General features: G+C 68.6%; 17 protein-coding genes. 13 read left to right on the forward strand and 4 right to left on the reverse strand.

The features are described from left to right. Positions 1–60: 60 nt before the first annotated feature. Complete coding sequence (locus PcP3B5_RS22075; RefSeq protein WP_061562407.1) at positions 61–918, forward strand: pirin family protein; 858 nt, start codon at positions 61–63, stop codon at positions 916–918. 326 nt (positions 919–1,244) lie between these two features. On the opposite strand, the gene PcP3B5_RS22080 is transcribed toward PcP3B5_RS22075, so the two are convergent. Together PcP3B5_RS22080 and PcP3B5_RS22085 are read right to left on the reverse strand one after the other, a co-directional pair. Then, positions 1,245–2,426 (reverse strand): patatin-like phospholipase family protein, encoded by a 1,182-nt coding sequence (locus tag PcP3B5_RS22080; protein ID WP_061562408.1) that lies wholly within the window; start codon positions 2,424–2,426, stop codon positions 1,245–1,247. A gap of 72 nt (positions 2,427–2,498) precedes the next feature. After that, on the reverse strand, positions 2,499–3,428 hold the full coding sequence (locus PcP3B5_RS22085) for a lipid A biosynthesis lauroyl acyltransferase (protein ID WP_058072890.1): 930 nt from the start codon (positions 3,426–3,428) through the stop codon (positions 2,499–2,501). Positions 3,429–3,586: 158 nt separating this feature from the next. Here PcP3B5_RS22085 and minC point away from each other — a divergent pair, with 158 nt between their 5' ends. The 6 genes from minC to PcP3B5_RS22115 all read left to right on the forward strand — a co-directional run bounded on the left by minC (position 3,587) and on the right by PcP3B5_RS22115 (position 8,625). Beyond that, complete coding sequence (gene minC, locus PcP3B5_RS22090) at positions 3,587–4,444, forward strand: septum site-determining protein MinC (RefSeq protein WP_061562409.1); 858 nt, start codon at positions 3,587–3,589, stop codon at positions 4,442–4,444. A 61-nt stretch (positions 4,445–4,505) separates the two neighbouring features. Then, positions 4,506–5,321, forward strand: a complete 816-nt coding sequence (gene minD / locus PcP3B5_RS22095) for a septum site-determining protein MinD (RefSeq protein ID WP_061562410.1) — start codon at positions 4,506–4,508, stop codon at positions 5,319–5,321. Continuing rightward, positions 5,318–5,572 (forward strand): cell division topological specificity factor MinE, encoded by a 255-nt coding sequence (minE, locus tag PcP3B5_RS22100; RefSeq protein ID WP_009620516.1) that lies wholly within the window; start codon positions 5,318–5,320, stop codon positions 5,570–5,572. The genes minD and minE overlap by 4 nt, the downstream gene beginning before the upstream one ends. Before the next feature lie 66 nt (positions 5,573–5,638). Continuing rightward, entirely contained in the window at positions 5,639–6,274 is a 636-nt protein-coding gene (locus PcP3B5_RS22105) for an RluA family pseudouridine synthase (protein ID WP_009620518.1), read from the forward strand. 12 nt (positions 6,275–6,286) lie between these two features. After that, on the forward strand, positions 6,287–6,865 hold the full coding sequence (locus PcP3B5_RS22110) for a class I SAM-dependent methyltransferase (RefSeq protein WP_061562411.1): 579 nt from the start codon (positions 6,287–6,289) through the stop codon (positions 6,863–6,865). A gap of 470 nt (positions 6,866–7,335) precedes the next feature. Next, positions 7,336–8,625: a M18 family aminopeptidase gene (locus tag PcP3B5_RS22115; RefSeq protein WP_043271052.1), complete on the forward strand. Its 1,290-nt coding sequence runs from the start codon at positions 7,336–7,338 to the stop codon at positions 8,623–8,625. 323 nt (positions 8,626–8,948) lie between these two features. Here PcP3B5_RS22115 and PcP3B5_RS22120 read toward each other — a convergent pair whose 3' ends face one another. Further along, positions 8,949–9,665 (reverse strand): UTRA domain-containing protein, encoded by a 717-nt coding sequence (locus PcP3B5_RS22120; RefSeq protein ID WP_043271054.1) that lies wholly within the window; start codon positions 9,663–9,665, stop codon positions 8,949–8,951. A 349-nt stretch (positions 9,666–10,014) separates the two neighbouring features. Between PcP3B5_RS22120 and PcP3B5_RS22125 the strand changes: the two genes are divergently transcribed. The 6 genes from PcP3B5_RS22125 to PcP3B5_RS22150 all read left to right on the forward strand — a co-directional run bounded on the left by PcP3B5_RS22125 (position 10,015) and on the right by PcP3B5_RS22150 (position 15,201). Continuing rightward, a complete protein-coding gene (locus tag PcP3B5_RS22125) occupies positions 10,015–11,070 on the forward strand; it encodes an ABC transporter substrate-binding protein (protein ID WP_061562412.1) in 1,056 nt (351 codons plus the stop codon). Between the two features lie 65 nt (positions 11,071–11,135). Beyond that, on the forward strand, positions 11,136–11,945 hold the full coding sequence (locus PcP3B5_RS22130; protein ID WP_043315626.1) for an alkaline phosphatase family protein: 810 nt from the start codon (positions 11,136–11,138) through the stop codon (positions 11,943–11,945). Further along, a complete protein-coding gene (locus PcP3B5_RS22135) occupies positions 11,942–12,784 on the forward strand; it encodes an ABC transporter permease (RefSeq protein WP_043271058.1) in 843 nt (280 codons plus the stop codon). Before PcP3B5_RS22130 ends, PcP3B5_RS22135 begins: the two co-directional genes overlap by 4 nt. Next, positions 12,768–13,556, forward strand: coding sequence for an ABC transporter permease (locus PcP3B5_RS22140; RefSeq protein WP_058072894.1), 789 nt, complete (start codon positions 12,768–12,770; stop codon positions 13,554–13,556). Before PcP3B5_RS22135 ends, PcP3B5_RS22140 begins: the two co-directional genes overlap by 17 nt. Next, the gene (locus tag PcP3B5_RS22145; protein ID WP_043315622.1) at positions 13,553–14,548 is read left to right on the forward strand and encodes an ABC transporter ATP-binding protein; all 996 of its coding nucleotides are present in this window, start codon (positions 13,553–13,555) and stop codon (positions 14,546–14,548) included. The genes PcP3B5_RS22140 and PcP3B5_RS22145 overlap by 4 nt, the downstream gene beginning before the upstream one ends. Continuing rightward, complete coding sequence (locus tag PcP3B5_RS22150; RefSeq protein WP_043271064.1) at positions 14,548–15,201, forward strand: HAD family hydrolase; 654 nt, start codon at positions 14,548–14,550, stop codon at positions 15,199–15,201. Before PcP3B5_RS22145 ends, PcP3B5_RS22150 begins: the two co-directional genes overlap by 1 nt. Positions 15,202–15,442: 241 nt before the next feature. Here PcP3B5_RS22150 and PcP3B5_RS22155 read toward each other — a convergent pair whose 3' ends face one another. Then, on the reverse strand, positions 15,443–16,405 hold the full coding sequence (locus tag PcP3B5_RS22155) for an NAD(P)H-quinone oxidoreductase (RefSeq protein WP_043271066.1): 963 nt from the start codon (positions 16,403–16,405) through the stop codon (positions 15,443–15,445). Positions 16,406–16,479: the final 74 nt, after the last annotated feature.

Consider the following 16,479-nt stretch of genomic DNA (forward strand, 5'->3'; position numbering starts at 1 on the left):
AACCATTCATTCAATCGGCGGGACTACCATGGCCTCCATGCCTGAACGAGGAGGTCCCCCATGACCCAGCTGCGCAACCTGATCGACCTGCACATCGGGCGCCCCGCCTCCGACGGCGCCGGCGTGCGCCTGACCCGCGTGATCGGCGGCCCGGGCATCGAACGCTTCGATCCCTTCCTGATGCTCGACCAGTTCGACACGCAGAACCCCGACGACTACATCGGCGGCTTCCCCGACCACCCGCACCGCGGCTTCGAGACAGTGACCTACATGCTCGAAGGGCGCATGCGCCACCGCGACCACCTGGGCAACGAAGGCCTGCTCAAGCCCGGCGGCGTGCAGTGGATGACCGCCGCCCACGGCATCATCCACAGCGAGATGCCCGAGCAGGAGCAAGGCGCCATGCGCGGCTTCCAGCTGTGGCTGAACCTGCCCGGCAAGAGCAAGCTCGGCCCGGCCGGCTACCGCGACATCGAGCCGCAAGACGTACCGCGCACCACCACCGCCAACGGCGTGGAAGTGACCGTGATCGCCGGGCGCTTCGACGACGGCCAGGTGCAACTCGACGGCGCCGTGCAGCGCCCGGACAGCGAACCGCACTACTACGACCTGAAGCTGCCGGCCGGCGCCGACATCGGCATCAATCTGCCGAACAGCCACCGCGCGCTGCTGTACGTCTACGAAGGCAGCCTGCAGGTGCAGGCCGAGCGCGGCGGCGAAGTCGGCACCAACCGCCTGGCGCGCCTGGGCGAAGGCGACGCGGTGAAGCTGCACAGCGACACGGGCGCGCGAGTCCTGCTGCTGGCCGGCAAGCCGCTGAACGAGCCGATCGTGCAGTACGGGCCCTTCGTGATGAACAGCCGCGAGGAGATCGAACAGGCCCTGCGCGATTACCGGGACGGCGTGCTGGCGGTCTGAGCCGCCGGGGTCGCGGCCCTGCCCGCGAAATCGCGCGCAGGGCGCGCCCACATGGATACGGCGAGGGTGAGGCAGCGTAGGAGCGGATCTTATCCGCGAATCGCGCCGATGGTTTCGGCTATAGCGGACAAGGTCCGCTCCTACGGGGGCGGAATACCGCGCCCCCGGCAACCTGTAGGAGCGGGCCCTGCCCGCGATTTCGCGCGCAGGGCGCGCTCCTACATGGTTACGGCATGGGTGGGACAGCGTAGGAGCGGATCTCATCCGCGAATCGCGCCGGAACCTCCGGCTATCGCGGACAAGGTCCGCTCCTACGCTGCCCCACCCTACAGGCAATGCTCCTCCAGCCCAAGAAAGCGCACCAGCTCCGCGCGCTTGTCCATCGCATCCTTGTAGCCCAGGCGGATCAGCTCGTGGCAATAGCCGCGCTCGAACAGCAGGTAGCTCAGCACCCCCGCCCCGCTCGCCCGCGTCGCGCCCGGGCCGCGCAGGAACAGGCGGACCGCCCAGGGCAGTTCCTTGCGGTGCTTGGCCGCGATCTCGTCCAGCGGCCGCGACGGCGACACCAGCAGCACCTCCACCTCGCGCAGCCCTGCCTCGTGGCAGCGGCGCTCCTGGGGCACCAGCGAGCCCAGGTAATTGACGCGCTGCAACACCTCGATATCGCCCTCCAGGCTATCGATGAAGGTGCTGTTGAGCAGGTGGATGCCCATCTGCGCCAGGGTCGGCGGCCGCCCGCTGGGCTGGCCGGCGCCTTCGTTGGGGTCGTTGCGCATCGGGTTGCCGCTGACGCCGATCACCAGCACGCGGTTGGCGCCCAGGTGCAGCGCCGGGCTGATCGGCGCCTGCTGGCGCACCGCGCCGTCGCCGAAGTACTCGCGCTTGATGCGCACCGGGGCGAACAGCAGCGGGATCGCCGAGCTGGCCAGCAGGTGCTCCAGGTGCAGCCGCGTCGGTACGCCGATGCGCCGGTGGCGCAGCCAGGGCTCGATGGTGGCGCGGCCCTGGTAGAAGGTCACCGCCTGCCCGGAGTCGTAGCCGAAGGCGGTCACCGCCACCGCGCGCAGCTTGCGTTGCTGCAGGGCGGCGCTGATGCCGGAAAAGTCCATCTCGCGGGCCAGCAGGTGGCGCAGCGGCGTGCTGTCGAGCAGCGCCACCGGCCGCCGCCGGCCCAGGCCCAGCAGGCTGTGGCCGAGGAAGCGCAGGGCCTGGCCGAGCACCCCGGTGAAGTCGGCGCGGTACACCTGGCCGGTGTGGAAGCCCTTCCACACCCGCGTCAGGCTGTGGATGGCCTCGCGGAAGGACAGCGCGCCGCAGGCCAGGCCCACGGCGTTGATGGCGCCGGCCGAGGTGCCGACGATGACCGGGAAGGGATTGGCCGCGCCCTCCGGCAGCAGCTCGGCGATGGCCGCCAGCACGCCCACCTGGTAGGCGGCGCGGGCGCCACCGCCGGAGAGGATGAGGCCGGTGACGGCCTGGGGGGATTGGGGAACGGCAGATTCAGTCACGACCGGAGTCCTGGATGCGTCCTGCATTTGAGTATGCAGCGCCGCTCGCCGCGGTAAAGCCGGCCGCCGCGCTCAGCGCTTGTCGTAGAGCTTCGGCGCGCCTTCCGGGCGGCTCTTGAAACGGCGGTGGGCCCAGAGGTACTGCTCGGGCTGCTGGCGGATCTCGGCTTCCACCCACTGGTTGATGCGCAGGCAGTCGGCTTCCTCGCTCTCGCCGGGGAAGTCCTGCAGCGGCGGGTGCACCACCAGGCGGTAGCCGGAGCCGTCGGCCAGGCGCGTCTGGGTGAAGGGCATGACCTGCGCGCGGCCCAGGCGGGCGAACTTGGTGGTGGCGGTGACGGTGGCGGCCTGGATGCCGAACAGCGGCACGAACAGGCTCTGCTTGGCGCCGTAGTCCTGGTCCGGGGCGTACCAGATGGCGCGCCCGGCGCGCAGCACCTTGAGCATGGCGCGCACGTCCTCGCGCTCGATGGCGCTGGCGTCCAGGTTGTGCCGCTCGCGGCCGCGGCGCTGCACGTAGTCGAACACCGGGTTGTCGTGCTCGCGGTACATGCCGTCGATGGTCTGCACCTGGCCCAGCAGCGCCGCGCCTATCTCCAGGGTGGTGAAGTGCATGGCCATGAGGATCACGCCCTTGCCTTCGGCCTGGGCCTGGCGCAGGTGCTCCAGGCCTTCTATATGAGCGAGCCTGGCCAGGCGCGCCCGGGGCCACCACCAGCTCATGGCCATCTCGAAGAAGGCGATGCCGGTGGAGGCGAAGTTGGCCTTGAGCAGCCGGGTGCGCTCGGCGGCGGACAGCTCGGGGAAGCACAGCTCCAGGTTGCGCGCGGCGATCGCCCGGCGGCTGCCGACCACGCGGTACATCAGCGCGCCCAGGCCGCGCCCCAGCGCCAGCAGCGCCGGATAGGGCAGCTGCACCACCAGCCACAGCGCGCCCAGGCCCAGCCACAGCGGCCAGTAGCGCGGATGGAGGAAGGCGGGACGAAAGCTGGGACGATCCATGGAGGGTTCCGAAATGACGGGCAAAGGCGGCATTCTACCGCGAGCGCCGCCTTTGCGCCGCCGCCCCGGTGCCACTATCGCACCTGGCCCCGCGCCAGGCTTGCGGCTGCCGGGAGGGTTCGCTATAAGTCGAGGCCATTTAGCGATGCAGTGCGACCATGAGCCAAGCCGACCTCCTCGACCAAGATCCCGTTTTCCAGCTCAAGGGCAGCATGCTCGCCGTCACCGTGCTGGAACTGGCGCACAACGACCTGTCGCGCCTGGACCGTCAGCTCGCCGACAAGGTCGCCCAGGCTCCCAACTTCTTCCGCGACACCCCGCTGGTGCTGGCCCTGGACAAGCTCCCCGACGGCGAGGGCCAGCTCGACCTGCAGGGCGTGCTGGACATCTGCCGCCGCCACGGCCTGCGCACCCTGGCCATCCGCGCCAACCGCGAGGAAGACCTGCGCCTGGCGACCATGCTGGACATCCCGGTGCTGCCGCCCTCCGGCTCCCGCGACCGCCCGCTGGAACCCAGGGACGCCGCGGCGGCCCCGGCGAACGAAGGCATAGTGCGCCGCCCGCGCAGCGAGAAGCTGGCCGAACCGGTGGTCGAAAAAGCCATCGACAAGGCCAACGGCAAGACGGCGGACAAGACGCCTGAAAAAGCCCCTGAAAAGGCCGCCGAACCCGCCGCTCCGGCCGTCCGTCCGACTAAACTAGTGACCACCCCGGTACGCGGCGGCGTGCAGATCTACGCCGCCGGCGGCGACCTCATCGTGCTCGCCCCCGTGAGCCCCGGTGCGGAACTTCTCGCCGACGGCAACATCCACGTATACGGTCCGATGCGCGGTCGTGCCCTGGCCGGCGTCAAGGGCGACACCAGCGCGCGAATCTTCTGTCAGCAACTGGGCGCCGAACTGGTCTCGATCGCCGGGAATTACAAGGTGGCAGAAGACCTTAGGCGTAGTCCGCAATGGGGGCAGGCGGTACACGTCAGCCTGTCGGGAGACGTGTTGAACATCACCCGCCTTTAACGGATACTGCCGCGAATTTCAGGGACCAGAACTCTTCGTTTTTTCTTTGGGGTGAATCACCTTGGCCAAGATCCTCGTAGTCACATCCGGTAAGGGTGGCGTCGGTAAAACCACCACCAGCGCCGCCATCGGCACCGGCCTGGCCCTGCGCGGCCACAAGACCGTCATCGTCGACTTCGACGTGGGCCTGCGTAACCTCGACCTGATCATGGGCTGCGAACGCCGCGTGGTTTATGACTTCGTCAACGTCATCAACGGCGAAGCCACGCTGACCCAGGCCCTGATCAAGGACAAGCGCCTCGAGAACCTGTTCGTCCTGGCCGCCAGCCAGACCCGTGACAAGGACGCCCTCACCCAGGAAGGCGTCGGCAAGGTCATGGAAGAACTCAAGCAGAACTTCGAATACATCATCTGCGACTCCCCGGCCGGCATCGAGAAGGGTGCCCACCTGGCCATGTACTTCGCCGACGAGGCGATCGTCGTGACCAACCCGGAAGTCTCCTCGGTGCGCGACTCCGACCGCATGCTCGGCCTGCTGGCCAGCAAGTCGGCGCGTTCCGAGAAGGGCGAGGAGCCGATCAAGGAACACCTGCTGCTGACCCGCTACAACCCCGAGCGCGTCACCAAGGGCGAGATGCTCGGCGTGGAAGACGTCGAGGAAATCCTGGCGATCCGCCTGCTGGGCGTGATCCCTGAGTCGCAGGCCGTGCTCAAGGCCTCGAACCAGGGCGTGCCGGTCATCCTCGACGACCAGAGCGACGCCGGCCAGGCCTACAGCGACGCGGTCGACCGCCTGCTGGGCAAAGAGATGCCACATCGGTTCCTCGATGTGCAGAAGAAAGGATTCCTGCAACGACTGTTCGGAGGACGTGAATGAGCCTTTTAGACTTCTTTCGCAGCCGGAAAGCGCCGAACAGCGCGTCCATCGCGAAGGAAAGACTCCAGATCATAGTCGCCCACGAGCGCGGCAACCGTTCGCAACCGGATTACCTCCCGCAGCTGCAGAAAGACCTGCTGGAAGTGATCCGCAAATACGTGCCGATCGACCAGGAACAGGTCCAGGTGGAACTGGCCAACCAGGGCAGCTGCTCGATCCTGGAACTCAACATCACCCTGCCGGAACGTTGATCGTTCCCGGAGTGAACTGCGGCGGCCTCGGCCGCCGCAGTCATTTCTAGCCGCTGTCGAGGCCCCATGCCGCTGTCGAACATCCAGATCGTCCACCAGGACGCCGCCCTGCTGGTGGTGAACAAGCCCACCCTGCTGCTCTCGGTGCCCGGCCGCGCCGAGGACAACAAGGACTGCCTGGTCACCCGCCTGCAGGAAAACGGCTACCCGGAGGCGCGCATCGTCCACCGCCTGGACTGGGAAACCTCCGGCCTGATGGTGCTGGCCCGCGACCCCGACAGCCACCGCGAGCTATCCCGGCAGTTCCACGACCGCGAGACCGAAAAGGCCTACACCGCCCTGTGCTGGGGCGAGCCGGAACTGGACAGCGGGCGCATCGAACTGCCGCTGCGCTACGATCCGGAGAACAAGCCGCGGCACATCGTCGACCACGAGCACGGCCGCCACGCCCTGACCTTCTGGCGCGTGGTGGAACGCTGCGGCCAGTACGCAAGAGTCGAGCTGACGCCGATCACCGGCCGCTCGCACCAGCTACGCGTACACATGCTGTCCATCGGCCACCCGCTGCTCGGCGACCGCCTCTACGCCGAGGGCGAAGCCCTGACCCTGCGCGACCGCCTATGCCTGCACGCCAGCCTGCTGTGCCTGACCCACCCGCAGACCGGCGAGCGCCTGCGCTTCGAGTCGCCGGCGCCGTTCTGAGCGGGAACCGCCATGGACCGGCAAGACTTCCACCAGGCAACCCGCGGCGCCCCGCCCCATCCGTCGCTGATGCAAGCGCTGGAGTATTGGCACTGCGCGCCCGGCCTGGCCCTGGACCTGGGTTGCGGCTCGGGACGCGACACCCATGAGCTGCTGCGCCAGGGTTGGCGGGTGCTGGCGATCGACAGCAATGCCGCCGGCCTGCGTCACCTGACGGAAGGTTTATCCACAGGCCAGGCCGAACGCCTGCGAACCCGCTGCGAACGCTTCCAGGACACCGCCCTGCCCAACGCGCAGCTGATCAACAGCAGCTTCGCCCTGCCCTTCTGCCCGCCCGCCGATTTTCCGCGCCTGTGGCAAAGCATCGAGGCTGCCCTGCAGCGTGGCGGGCTGTTCGCCGGGCACTTCTTCGGCGAGCGCGACCAGTGGCAGGGGCGCGACGGCATGAGCTTCCACACCCGCAAAGCCGCGCAAGCCCTTTTCCAGGGCTGGGAAACGCTGCGCTTCGAAGAACACGAGTGGCAAGGCAAGACAGCCGTCGGAGGCATCAAGCACTGGCATATCTTCGCCGTGGTGGCACGACGCCCGTAGGAGCGGACCTTGTCCGCGAAAGCCGGACATCCCGGCGCGTTTCGCGGATGAGATCCGCCGCCCCACCCGCACCATTCCCCTGTAGGAGCGCGCCCTGCGCGCGAATCGCGGGCAGGGCCCGCTCCTACAGGTCGCCGTGAGGCGTGGCACTCTCCCCCAAGGAGCGGACCTTGTCCGCGATAGCCGGAGGTTCCGGCGCGATTCGCGGATGTGATCCGCTCCTACAGGTCGCCGGGGGCACGGTGTTCCTCCCCCGTAGGAGCGGACCTTGTCCGCGATAGCCGGACGTCCCGGCGCGTTTCGCGGATGAGATCCGCTACGCCGCCCCACCCACACCATTCCCCTGTAGGAGCGCGCCCTGCGCGCGAATCGCGGACGGAGTCCGCGATGAATCCCCGCCGGCATAGCCACAACCCCGCCGCCCCCGCCATTTGCGATAAACTTCCGCCCATCGTTGTCCGGAGTTTCCCATGCGTGCAGATCTCAACCAGGGCCTGATCGATTTCCTCGCGGCCTCGCCGACGCCTTTCCACGCCACCGCCAGCCTCGCCCGGCGCCTCGAGGAGGCCGGTTACCAGCGCCTCGACGAGCGCGACGCCTGGCGCACCGAGGCCGGCGGGCGCTACTACGTGACGCGCAACGACTCCTCGCTGATCGCCTTCAAGCTCGGCCGCAACGCCCCGCTGGAGCACGGCCTGCGCCTGGTCGGCGCGCACACCGACAGCCCCTGCCTGCGCGTCAAGCCGAACCCGGAACTGGCCCGCAAGGGCTACTGGCAACTGGGCGTCGAGGTCTACGGCGGCGCGCTGTTCGCCCCCTGGTTCGACCGCGACCTGTCCCTGGCCGGGCGCGTCACCTTCCGCCTGGCCGGCAAGGTGGAAAGCCGCCTGATCGACTTCCGCGCGCCCATCGCGGTGATCCCCAACCTGGCCATCCACCTCAACCGCGAGGCCAACATGGGCTGGGCGATCAACGCCCAGACCGAACTGCCGCCGATCCTCGCCCAACTGGCCGCCGGCGAGACCCGCGACTTCCGCGACCTGCTCGGCGAACAGCTGCAGAACGAGCACGGCATCATCGCCGACGCCATCCTCGACTACGAACTGAGCTTCTACGACACCCAGCGCGCCGCGGTGGTGGGCCTGGGCGGCGAGTTCATCGCCGGCGCCCGCCTGGACAACCTGCTGTCCTGCTACGCCGGCCTGGAGGCCCTGCTGGCCAGCGGCGACGAGCAGAGCGCGGTGCTGGTCTGCACCGACCACGAGGAAGTCGGCTCCTGCTCGGCCTGCGGCGCCGACGGCCCCTTCCTGGAGCAGGTGCTGCGCCGCCTGCTGCCCGACGGCGACGCCTTCGTACGGGTGATCCAGCGCTCGCTGCTGGTCTCCGCCGACAACGCCCACGGCGTGCACCCCAACTACGCCGACAAGCACGACGGCAACCACGGCCCGCTGCTCAACGGCGGCCCGGTGATCAAGGTCAACAGCAACCAGCGCTACGCCACCAGCAGCGAGACCGCCGGCTACTTCCGCCACCTGTGCCTGGAAAACGAAGTGCCGGTGCAGAGCTTCGTGACCCGCAGCGACATGGGCTGCGGCTCCACCATCGGCCCGATCACCGCCAGCCAGCTGGGCGTGCGCACCGTCGACATCGGCCTGCCGACCTTCGCCATGCACAGCATCCGCGAACTGGCCGGCAGCCACGACCTGCGCTACCTGGCCAAGGTGCTGGGGGCGTTCTACGGCAGTGCCGAGCTGCCTTGAGGCTGCGGCTTTTCGTAGGAGCGAGCTTGCTCGCGAACGGCGTTTCCCGGGCACTCCGATATTCGGAGTGGCCTCCGTTCCCTCTCCCTAACCCTCTCCCTGAAGGGAGAGGGGACCGTTGGGCAGGGTTTGATGTTATGGCGTTAGCCGGCTAGCGCAGTGGCTTCCGGCGGAAACCATCACCTTTCTCGGCACGGACAAGCTCCCTCTCCCTTCAGGGCGGGGCGCGCAGCCGAGGGCTGGGGAGAGGGGGCGAAGGTCAACCAAACGCACGAAGGTCCAGGTTCGCGAGCAAGCTCGCTCCTACGAAGAGCCCCACGCCCTCAATCCGGCACTTCCACGCTCACATGAATGGCATCGTGCCGCCAGAACTCCAGGTCGCAGTCGATCACCCGGCCGTGCTGGTCGCGGTTGATGCGGGTGATGCGCAGCGCCGGGCTGCCTTCGGCCACCCGCAGGGCGCTGGCGGCTTCGCCGTGCAGGGCGGTGGGGACCATGTCGAAGCGCACGCGGCCGTAGCGGATGTCGTAGCGGCTGGCGTAGAGATCGGTCAGCGACTGGCGCAGGTCGTTGTCGAGGATGCCGGGGAAGTAGGCCGGGTTCAGGTAGTGCTCCACGTACAGCACCAGGCGCCCGTCCACCCGCCGTGCGCGGCGGATCTGGTAGACGCTGGACAGCGCCGGTAGCTCCAGGTGCGCGCAGATCGCCGGGCTGGCCGGCAGTTGGCGCGCCGAGAGTACCTCGGTGGCCGGCACCCGCTGCTGGCCGGCGACCATCGCGTGGAAGTGGCTGCGCACCAGCGGGTTGTACAGCAGCCGCGGCGGCGAGACGAACCAGCCGCGGCGCTCCTCGCGGTAGATCAGGCCCTGGGCCTCCAGTTGCGTCAGCGCCTCGCGCAGGGTGATGCGCGTGGTGTCGAACAGCTCGCTCAGGCGCCGTTCCGCCGGCAGCTTGCCGCCGGCCGGCAGCAGGCCGCTGTCGATCTGTTCCAGCAGCGCCCGGCAGATCGCCGTCACCGTCGGTAGCGCCTCGTCGCGCATGCTGTTTCCCTCTTTTGGACTAGACCAGCCCCAACCTGGGGCACTTCACCGCAACCGGCGGCAGCTTCCACTGTAGGAATCGCCGGTGACCATCCGGTGACAATGCCATGGCAAGCAGGCCCCATGCCAGCTCCCGGGCCCGGCATAGCCCCGGCGCATCAAGGTCTTGTGCATGGTCTAGGCTGTATCCGGGCGCTGCCTGCCGAACGACCGGCCGCCGCCCGGACACGAAATTGTCATGCCCGCTTCGTAGATTGGCCTGGGTCTTGCTGATCTAGACCAGCGATGCGCCGCGCCCTTGCCGGGGCGCGGGCCCGACTGCCAAACCCGATGACCGAAGGAGCACCGAATGAAACGCTTGCTTGCTTCACTGCTGGGAACCGCGATTGCCCTGGGCAGCGCGACCGCCATGGCCGCCGAGGCCGACCTGCAGGCGCTGGAACAGGCCGCGCGCAAGGAAGGCCAGGTGAACAGCGTGGGCATGCCCGACAGCTGGGCGAACTGGAAGGACACCTGGAAGGACCTGGAGAGCAAGTACGGGCTCAAGCACATGGACACCGACATGAGCTCGGCCCAGGAGCTGGCCAAGTTCAAGGCCGAGGGCGAGAACGCCAGCGCCGACATCGGCGACGTCGGCGCCGCCTTCGGCCCCATCGCCGTGCAACAGGACGTCAGCCAGCCCTACAAGCCGAGCACCTGGGACCAGGTCCCGGACTGGGCCAGGGACAAGGACGGCCACTGGGCCCTGGCCTACACCGGGACCATCGCCTTCATCGTCAACAAGCAACTGGTCAAGGACGTGCCGCGCAGCTGGGCCGACCTGCTCAAGGGCAAGTACAAGGTCACCATCGGCGACGTCAGCAGCGCGGCCCAGGCGGTCAACGGCGTGCTCGCCGCGGCCATCGCCAACGGCGGCGACGAGAAGAACATCAAGCCGGGCCTGGAGTTCTTCGCCCAGTTGGCCAAGCAGGGCCGCCTGTCGCTGACCAACCCGGTGATCAACACCCTGGAGAAAGGCGAGGTGGAAGTCGGCATCGTCTGGGACTTCAACGGCCTGAGCTACCGCGACCAGATCGACCCCAGCCGCTTCGAGGTGCTGATCCCCTCCGACGGCTCGGTGATCTCCGGCTACACCACCATCATCAACAAGTACGCCAAGCACCCCAACGCCGCCAAGCTGGCCCGCGAGTACATCTTCAGCGACGCCGGGCAGATCAACCTGGCCAAGGGCAACGCCCGGCCGATCCGCGCCGAGCACCTGCAGCTGCCGGCCGAGGTCAAGGCCAAGCTGCTGCCCAACGAGCAGTACGCCAAGGCCCAGCCGATCAAGGACGGCCAGGCCTGGGAAGCGACCTCCAAGCGCCTGCCGCGCATGTGGCAGGAAAACGTGATCATCAACATGTAGTGACGCGGCGCCGCCCCGGCCACGGCCGGGGCGCCCGTTCCGGTTTCCCAGCACAGGCAGCTACGATGTCCCGTCCCGTCATCCTGGTCATTCTCGACGGCCTCAACTACGGCGTCGCCCATGACTGCATGGGCCACCTGCAGGCGCTCTGCAACGCTGGCCGCGGCCGCCTCTACCGCCTGCAGTGCGAGCTGCCGTCGCTGTCGCGGCCGCTCTACGAATGCCTGCTCACCGGCGTCGCGCCCATCGACAGCGGCATCCTGCACAACCAGGTGTCGCGCCTGTCGAAGGAGCGCAGCCTGTTCCACTACGCCCGCGACGCCGGCCTGAGCACCGCGGCGGCGGCCTACCACTGGGTCAGCGAGCTGTACAACCGCTCGCCCTTCGACGCGGCCCGCGACCGCCACACCGAGGACGCGGCGCTGCCGATCCAGTTCGGCCACTTCTACTGGACCGACCACTACCCCGACTCGCATCTGCTGGCCGATGCCGAGCACCTGCGCCGCCGCCACAAGCCCGACGTGCTGCTGGCGCACCCGATGAACATCGACGACGCCGGCCACCGCCACGGCCTGAACAGCGCGCAGTACCGCAACGCCGCGCGCCAGGCCGACGTGCTGCTCTCGGAATACCTGCACCAGTGGCTAGCCGCCGGCTACCAGGTGATGGTCACCGCCGACCACGGCATGAACGACGACCATACCCACGGCGGCATCCTCCCCGAGGAGCGCGAGGTGCCGCTGTTCGTCTTCGGCGAGGCCTTCAGCCTCGACGACCAGGTGCGCCCGCGCCAGGTCGAGCTGTGCGGCAGCCTCTGCGAAATCCTCGGCGCGCCCCACGACAAGCCGGTCTGCCAAGGGCTGCTGCGGCCATGAGCGCGAACCGCGGAAAGCGCCTGGCCCTGCTCTGCCTGCTGCCCTTCGCGCTGTTCTTCTTCGCCTTCCAGATCGCCCCGCTGCTGTGGGTGGCGATCAACAGCCTGCGCAGCGAGGACGCCTGGGGCCTGGGCAACTTCGCCGAGATATTCGCCTCGCCCTTCTACCGCCAAGCGATCCGCTACAGCCTGGAGATTTCCCTGTGGTCGAGCCTGATCGGCCTGGCCATCGCCGTGCTCGGCAGCTATTCGCTGCGCCAGGTGGACAGCCGCCTGCGCGACTTCGTCATGGCCTTCGCCAACATGACCAGCAACTTCGCCGGGGTGCCGCTGGCCTTCGCCTTCATCATCATCCTCGGCTTCAACGGCGCCATCACCCTGCTGCTCAAGCAGGCCGGGCTGATCGAGGACTTCAACCTCTATTCCAAGACCGGCCTGATCATCCTCTACACCTACTTCCAGATTCCCCTGGGGGTGATGCTGCTCTACCCGGCCTTCGACGCCCTGCGCGAGGACTGGCGCGAGTCGGCGGCGCTGCTGGGCGCCAACCACTGGCAGTTCTGGCGGCACATCGGCATCCCGGTGCTGACGCCGGCGCTGCTGGGCACCTTCGTCATCCTCCTGGCCAACGCCCTGGGCGCCTACGCCACCGTCTACTCGCTGACCACCGGCAACTTCAACGTGGTGCCGATCCGCATCGCTGGCCTGGTCTCCGGCGACGTCTTCCTCGACCCGAACATGGCCAGCGCCCTGGCGATGATCCTGGTCGGGCTGATGACCGTCATCACCCTGGCCCACCAGTGGCTGCTGCGGCGGAGCTACCATGTCCAGAAACGCTAGCCCGCTGTACCACCGGCTGGTGGTCTGGGCCCTGTTCCTGATCCTGCTGCTGCCGCTGGCCGCCACCCTGCTCTACTCCCTGGCCACCCAGTGGTCGGCCAGCGTGCTGCCCGACGGACTGACGCTGAAGTGGTACCTGGCGCTGTGGACCGACCCGCGCTTCCTCACCGCCTTCGGCCAGTCGCTGCTGGTGTGCTTCGGCGCGCTGCTGCTGAGCGTGCTGCTGATCCTGCCGCTGATGTTCGTGGTGCACTACCACTACCCGCGCCTGGACGCGCTGATGAACGTGCTCATCCTGCTGCCCTTCGCGGTGCCGCCGGTGGTCTCCTCGGTGGGCCTGCTGCAGCTGTATGCCGCAGGCCCCCTGCCGCTGACCGGCACGCCCTGGATCCTCATCGGCTGCTACTTCACCATCGCCCTGCCGTTCATGTACCGGGCCATCGGCAACAACCTGCAGGCGATCAACCTGCACGACCTGATGGACGCCGCCCAGCTGCTGGGCGCCAGCACCTGGCAGGCGGCCCTGCTGGTGGTGCTGCCGAACCTGCGCAAGGGCCTGATGGTGGCGCTGTTCCTGTCCTTCAGCTTCCTCATCGGCGAGTTCGTCTTCGCCAACCTGCTGGTCGGCACCCGCTACGAGACGCTGCAGGTCTTCCTCAACAACATGCGCAACAGCAGCGGCCACTACACCAGCGCGGTGGTGGTCTCCTACTTCCTCTTCATCCTGCTGCTGACCTGGGCCGCCAACCGCCTGAACAAGGACCGCACATGAGCTTCCTCAGCGTCGAACGCCTGGACAAGAGCTTCGGGGACACCCAGGTCTTCCAGGACATCGACTTCGCCGCCCGGCGCGGCGAGTTCGTCACCCTGCTCGGCCCCAGCGGCTGCGGCAAGTCCACCCTGCTGCGCTGCATCGCCGGGCTCACCGCGGTGGACAGCGGGCGCATCCTGGTCGACGGCCAGGATCTGGTGCCGCTGCCGCCGCAGAAGCGCGGCATCGCCATGGTGTTCCAGAGCTACGCGCTGTTCCCCAACATGACCGTGCAGCAGAACGTCGCCTTCGGCCTGCGCATGCACAAAGTGCCGGCCGCGGAGGCCGCCAGCCGGGTGGCCGAGGTGCTGGAGATGGTCGAACTGGGCCAGTACGCCGCGCGCTACCCGCACCAGCTCTCCGGCGGCCAGTGCCAGCGCGTGGCCCTGGCCCGCTCGCTGGTCACCCGCCCGCGCCTGCTGCTGCTCGACGAGCCGCTGTCGGCCCTGGATGCGCGCATCCGCAAGCACCTGCGCGAGCAGATCCGGCGCATCCAGCAGGAGCTGCAACTGACCACGGTGTTCGTCACCCACGACCAGGAGGAGGCGCTGACGCTGTCCGACCGCATCGTGCTGATGAACGCCGGGCGCATCGTCCAGAGCGGCGACGCGGAAACCCTCTACACCGCGCCGGCCGACGCCTTCGCCGCCGGCTTCATCGGCAACTACAACCTGCTCGACGCCGAGCAGGCCGGCCGCCTGCTCGGCCGGCCCTTCGCCGGGCAGGTGGCGATCCGCCCGGAATCCCTGCGCCTGAGCCTGGATGCGGGCGACGGCATCGCCGCCCAGGTGCTGTCCCACAGCCTGCTGGGCAACGTCATCCGTTACCGGGTGCGGGCCAACGGCGTCGAACTCACGGTGGACGTGCTCAACCGCAGCGCGGAACGTCTCTATCCGGCCGGCAGCCAACTGGCGCTGGCGATCGATCATGAAAGCATCCGGGAGGTGGCCTGATGGCCCTGGTGATCTTCGACCTTGACGAAACCCTCATCGACGGCGACTGCGCCAGCCTGTGGAGCCGGCGCATGGCCGAGCTGGGCTGGGTCGACGGCGAATCCTTCATCCGCCGCGATACCGAGCTGATGGCGCGCTACGCCCTGGGCGAACTGTCGATGGAGGCCTACATGGCCTTCAGCCTGGAGCCCATGGCCGGGCGCAGCGTCGAGGAAGTGGAGCGGGAGGTGGAGGCCTACGTCGAGGACGTCATCGAACCGCTGATCTACAACGACGCCTGCCGCACCCTGGCCCGCCACCGCGCCGCCGGCGACAGCCCACTGGTGATCTCCGCCTCCGGCGTGCACCTGGTGCAGCCGATCGCCGAGCGCATCGGTATCCAGGACGTCCTGGCCATCGACCTGGAGGTAGTGGACGGCCACTACACCGGCCGCACCCAGGGCGTGCTGACCTACCGCGACGGCAAGATCATCCGCCTGCTCGACTGGCTGGGTGGCGACGAAAACCCGCTGGCCGCCGCGCACTTCTATTCCGACTCGCGCAACGACCTGCCGCTGCTGCACCGCGTCGGCAACCCGCACACGGTCAACCCCGACCCGGTGCTGCGCGCCGAGGCGGAAAAACACGGCTGGGAAATCCTCGCCTGGCGCTGAGCCCACCAGGAAACGCCATTCCCCTGTAGGAGCGCGCCCTGCGCGCGAAAGCGCGGGCAGGGCCCGCTACCCACCGGCAAACACGACGCCGCGTAGGATGGTGTTGAGCGAAGCGATACCCATCACCGATGGCCGCATGGGTTTCGCCAAGGCTCAACCCATCCTACGAAGAGCGCCTCGGCGCAGCCGGCAAGACAGTTGCGCCTACAGATTCAGGACAAACACCGTGCGGAACCGCCCGTCAGGCCAGGCTCTCGTCGACCAGCAGCACCACCTTGCCCTGCACCTGGTTGCTGGCCAGGGCCTCGAAGGCCTGCTCGGCGTCCTTGGCGGCGAACTGGCGTTCCAGCCGCGGCTGCAGCTGGCCGCTGGCGAACAGCGGCCAGACGCGGGTGCCCAGCTCGGCGATCAGTTGCGCCTTGAAGTCGGCGTCGCGGCTGCGCAGCGTCGAGCCGGTCAGCTGGATGCGCTTGCCCAGCAGCAGCGCCAGGTCCAGCTCGGCCTTGCGCCCGCCCATCAGGCCGATGACCACCCAGCGGCCGTCCTGGCGCAGCACCTGCAGGTTGAGCGCCGCGTAGTTGGCGCCCACCGGATCGAGGATCACGTCGAAGGGTGCGAAATCGCGCAGCGATTCCAGCCCCTCGCCGCGCAGAACGCCGCCCTCGGCGCCCAAGGCCTCGCAGTAGGCCAGGCGGTCGGCGGAGCCGACGCTGACCCAACAGGGGCTGCCGAAGGCCTTGCACAGTTGGATGGCGGCCGAGCCCACGCCGCTGGCGCCGGCGTGCAGCAGGACCTTCTCGCCCGGCTGCAGGCCCGCCAGCTGGAACAGGTTGAGCCAGGCCGTGGCGTACACCTCCGGCAATCCCGCCGCCTCGGCCAGCGACAGGCCGGTGGGCACCGGCAGCACGTGGCGGGCGTCGACCACCACATCCTCGGCCATGCCGCCGCCGGCCAGCAGCGCGCAGACGCGGTCGCCCACCTGCCAGGTGGCGCCGGCGCCCACTTCGCTGATCACCCCGGCGCATTCCAGGCCGAGCACGTCGCTGGCCCCCGGCGGCGGCGGGTAGAGCCCGGCGCGCTGCAGCAGGTCGGCGCGGTTGAGTCCGGCCGCGGCCACGCGGATGCGCACCTGCCCCGCCCCGCAGGTCGGCGCGGCGCGCTCGGCCCACTCCACCCGCCCTTCGATACCTTGCAATGCGTTCACGCTACCTCCATAGTGCTTGCACGGCCCGCACCACGTCGGTCGGGCCTTCCTCTTCGCTCGTCGCGCCAGAGCCC

This window comes from Pseudomonas citronellolis (genome assembly GCF_001586155.1).
GTDB lineage: Bacteria > Pseudomonadota > Gammaproteobacteria > Pseudomonadales > Pseudomonadaceae > Pseudomonas > Pseudomonas citronellolis.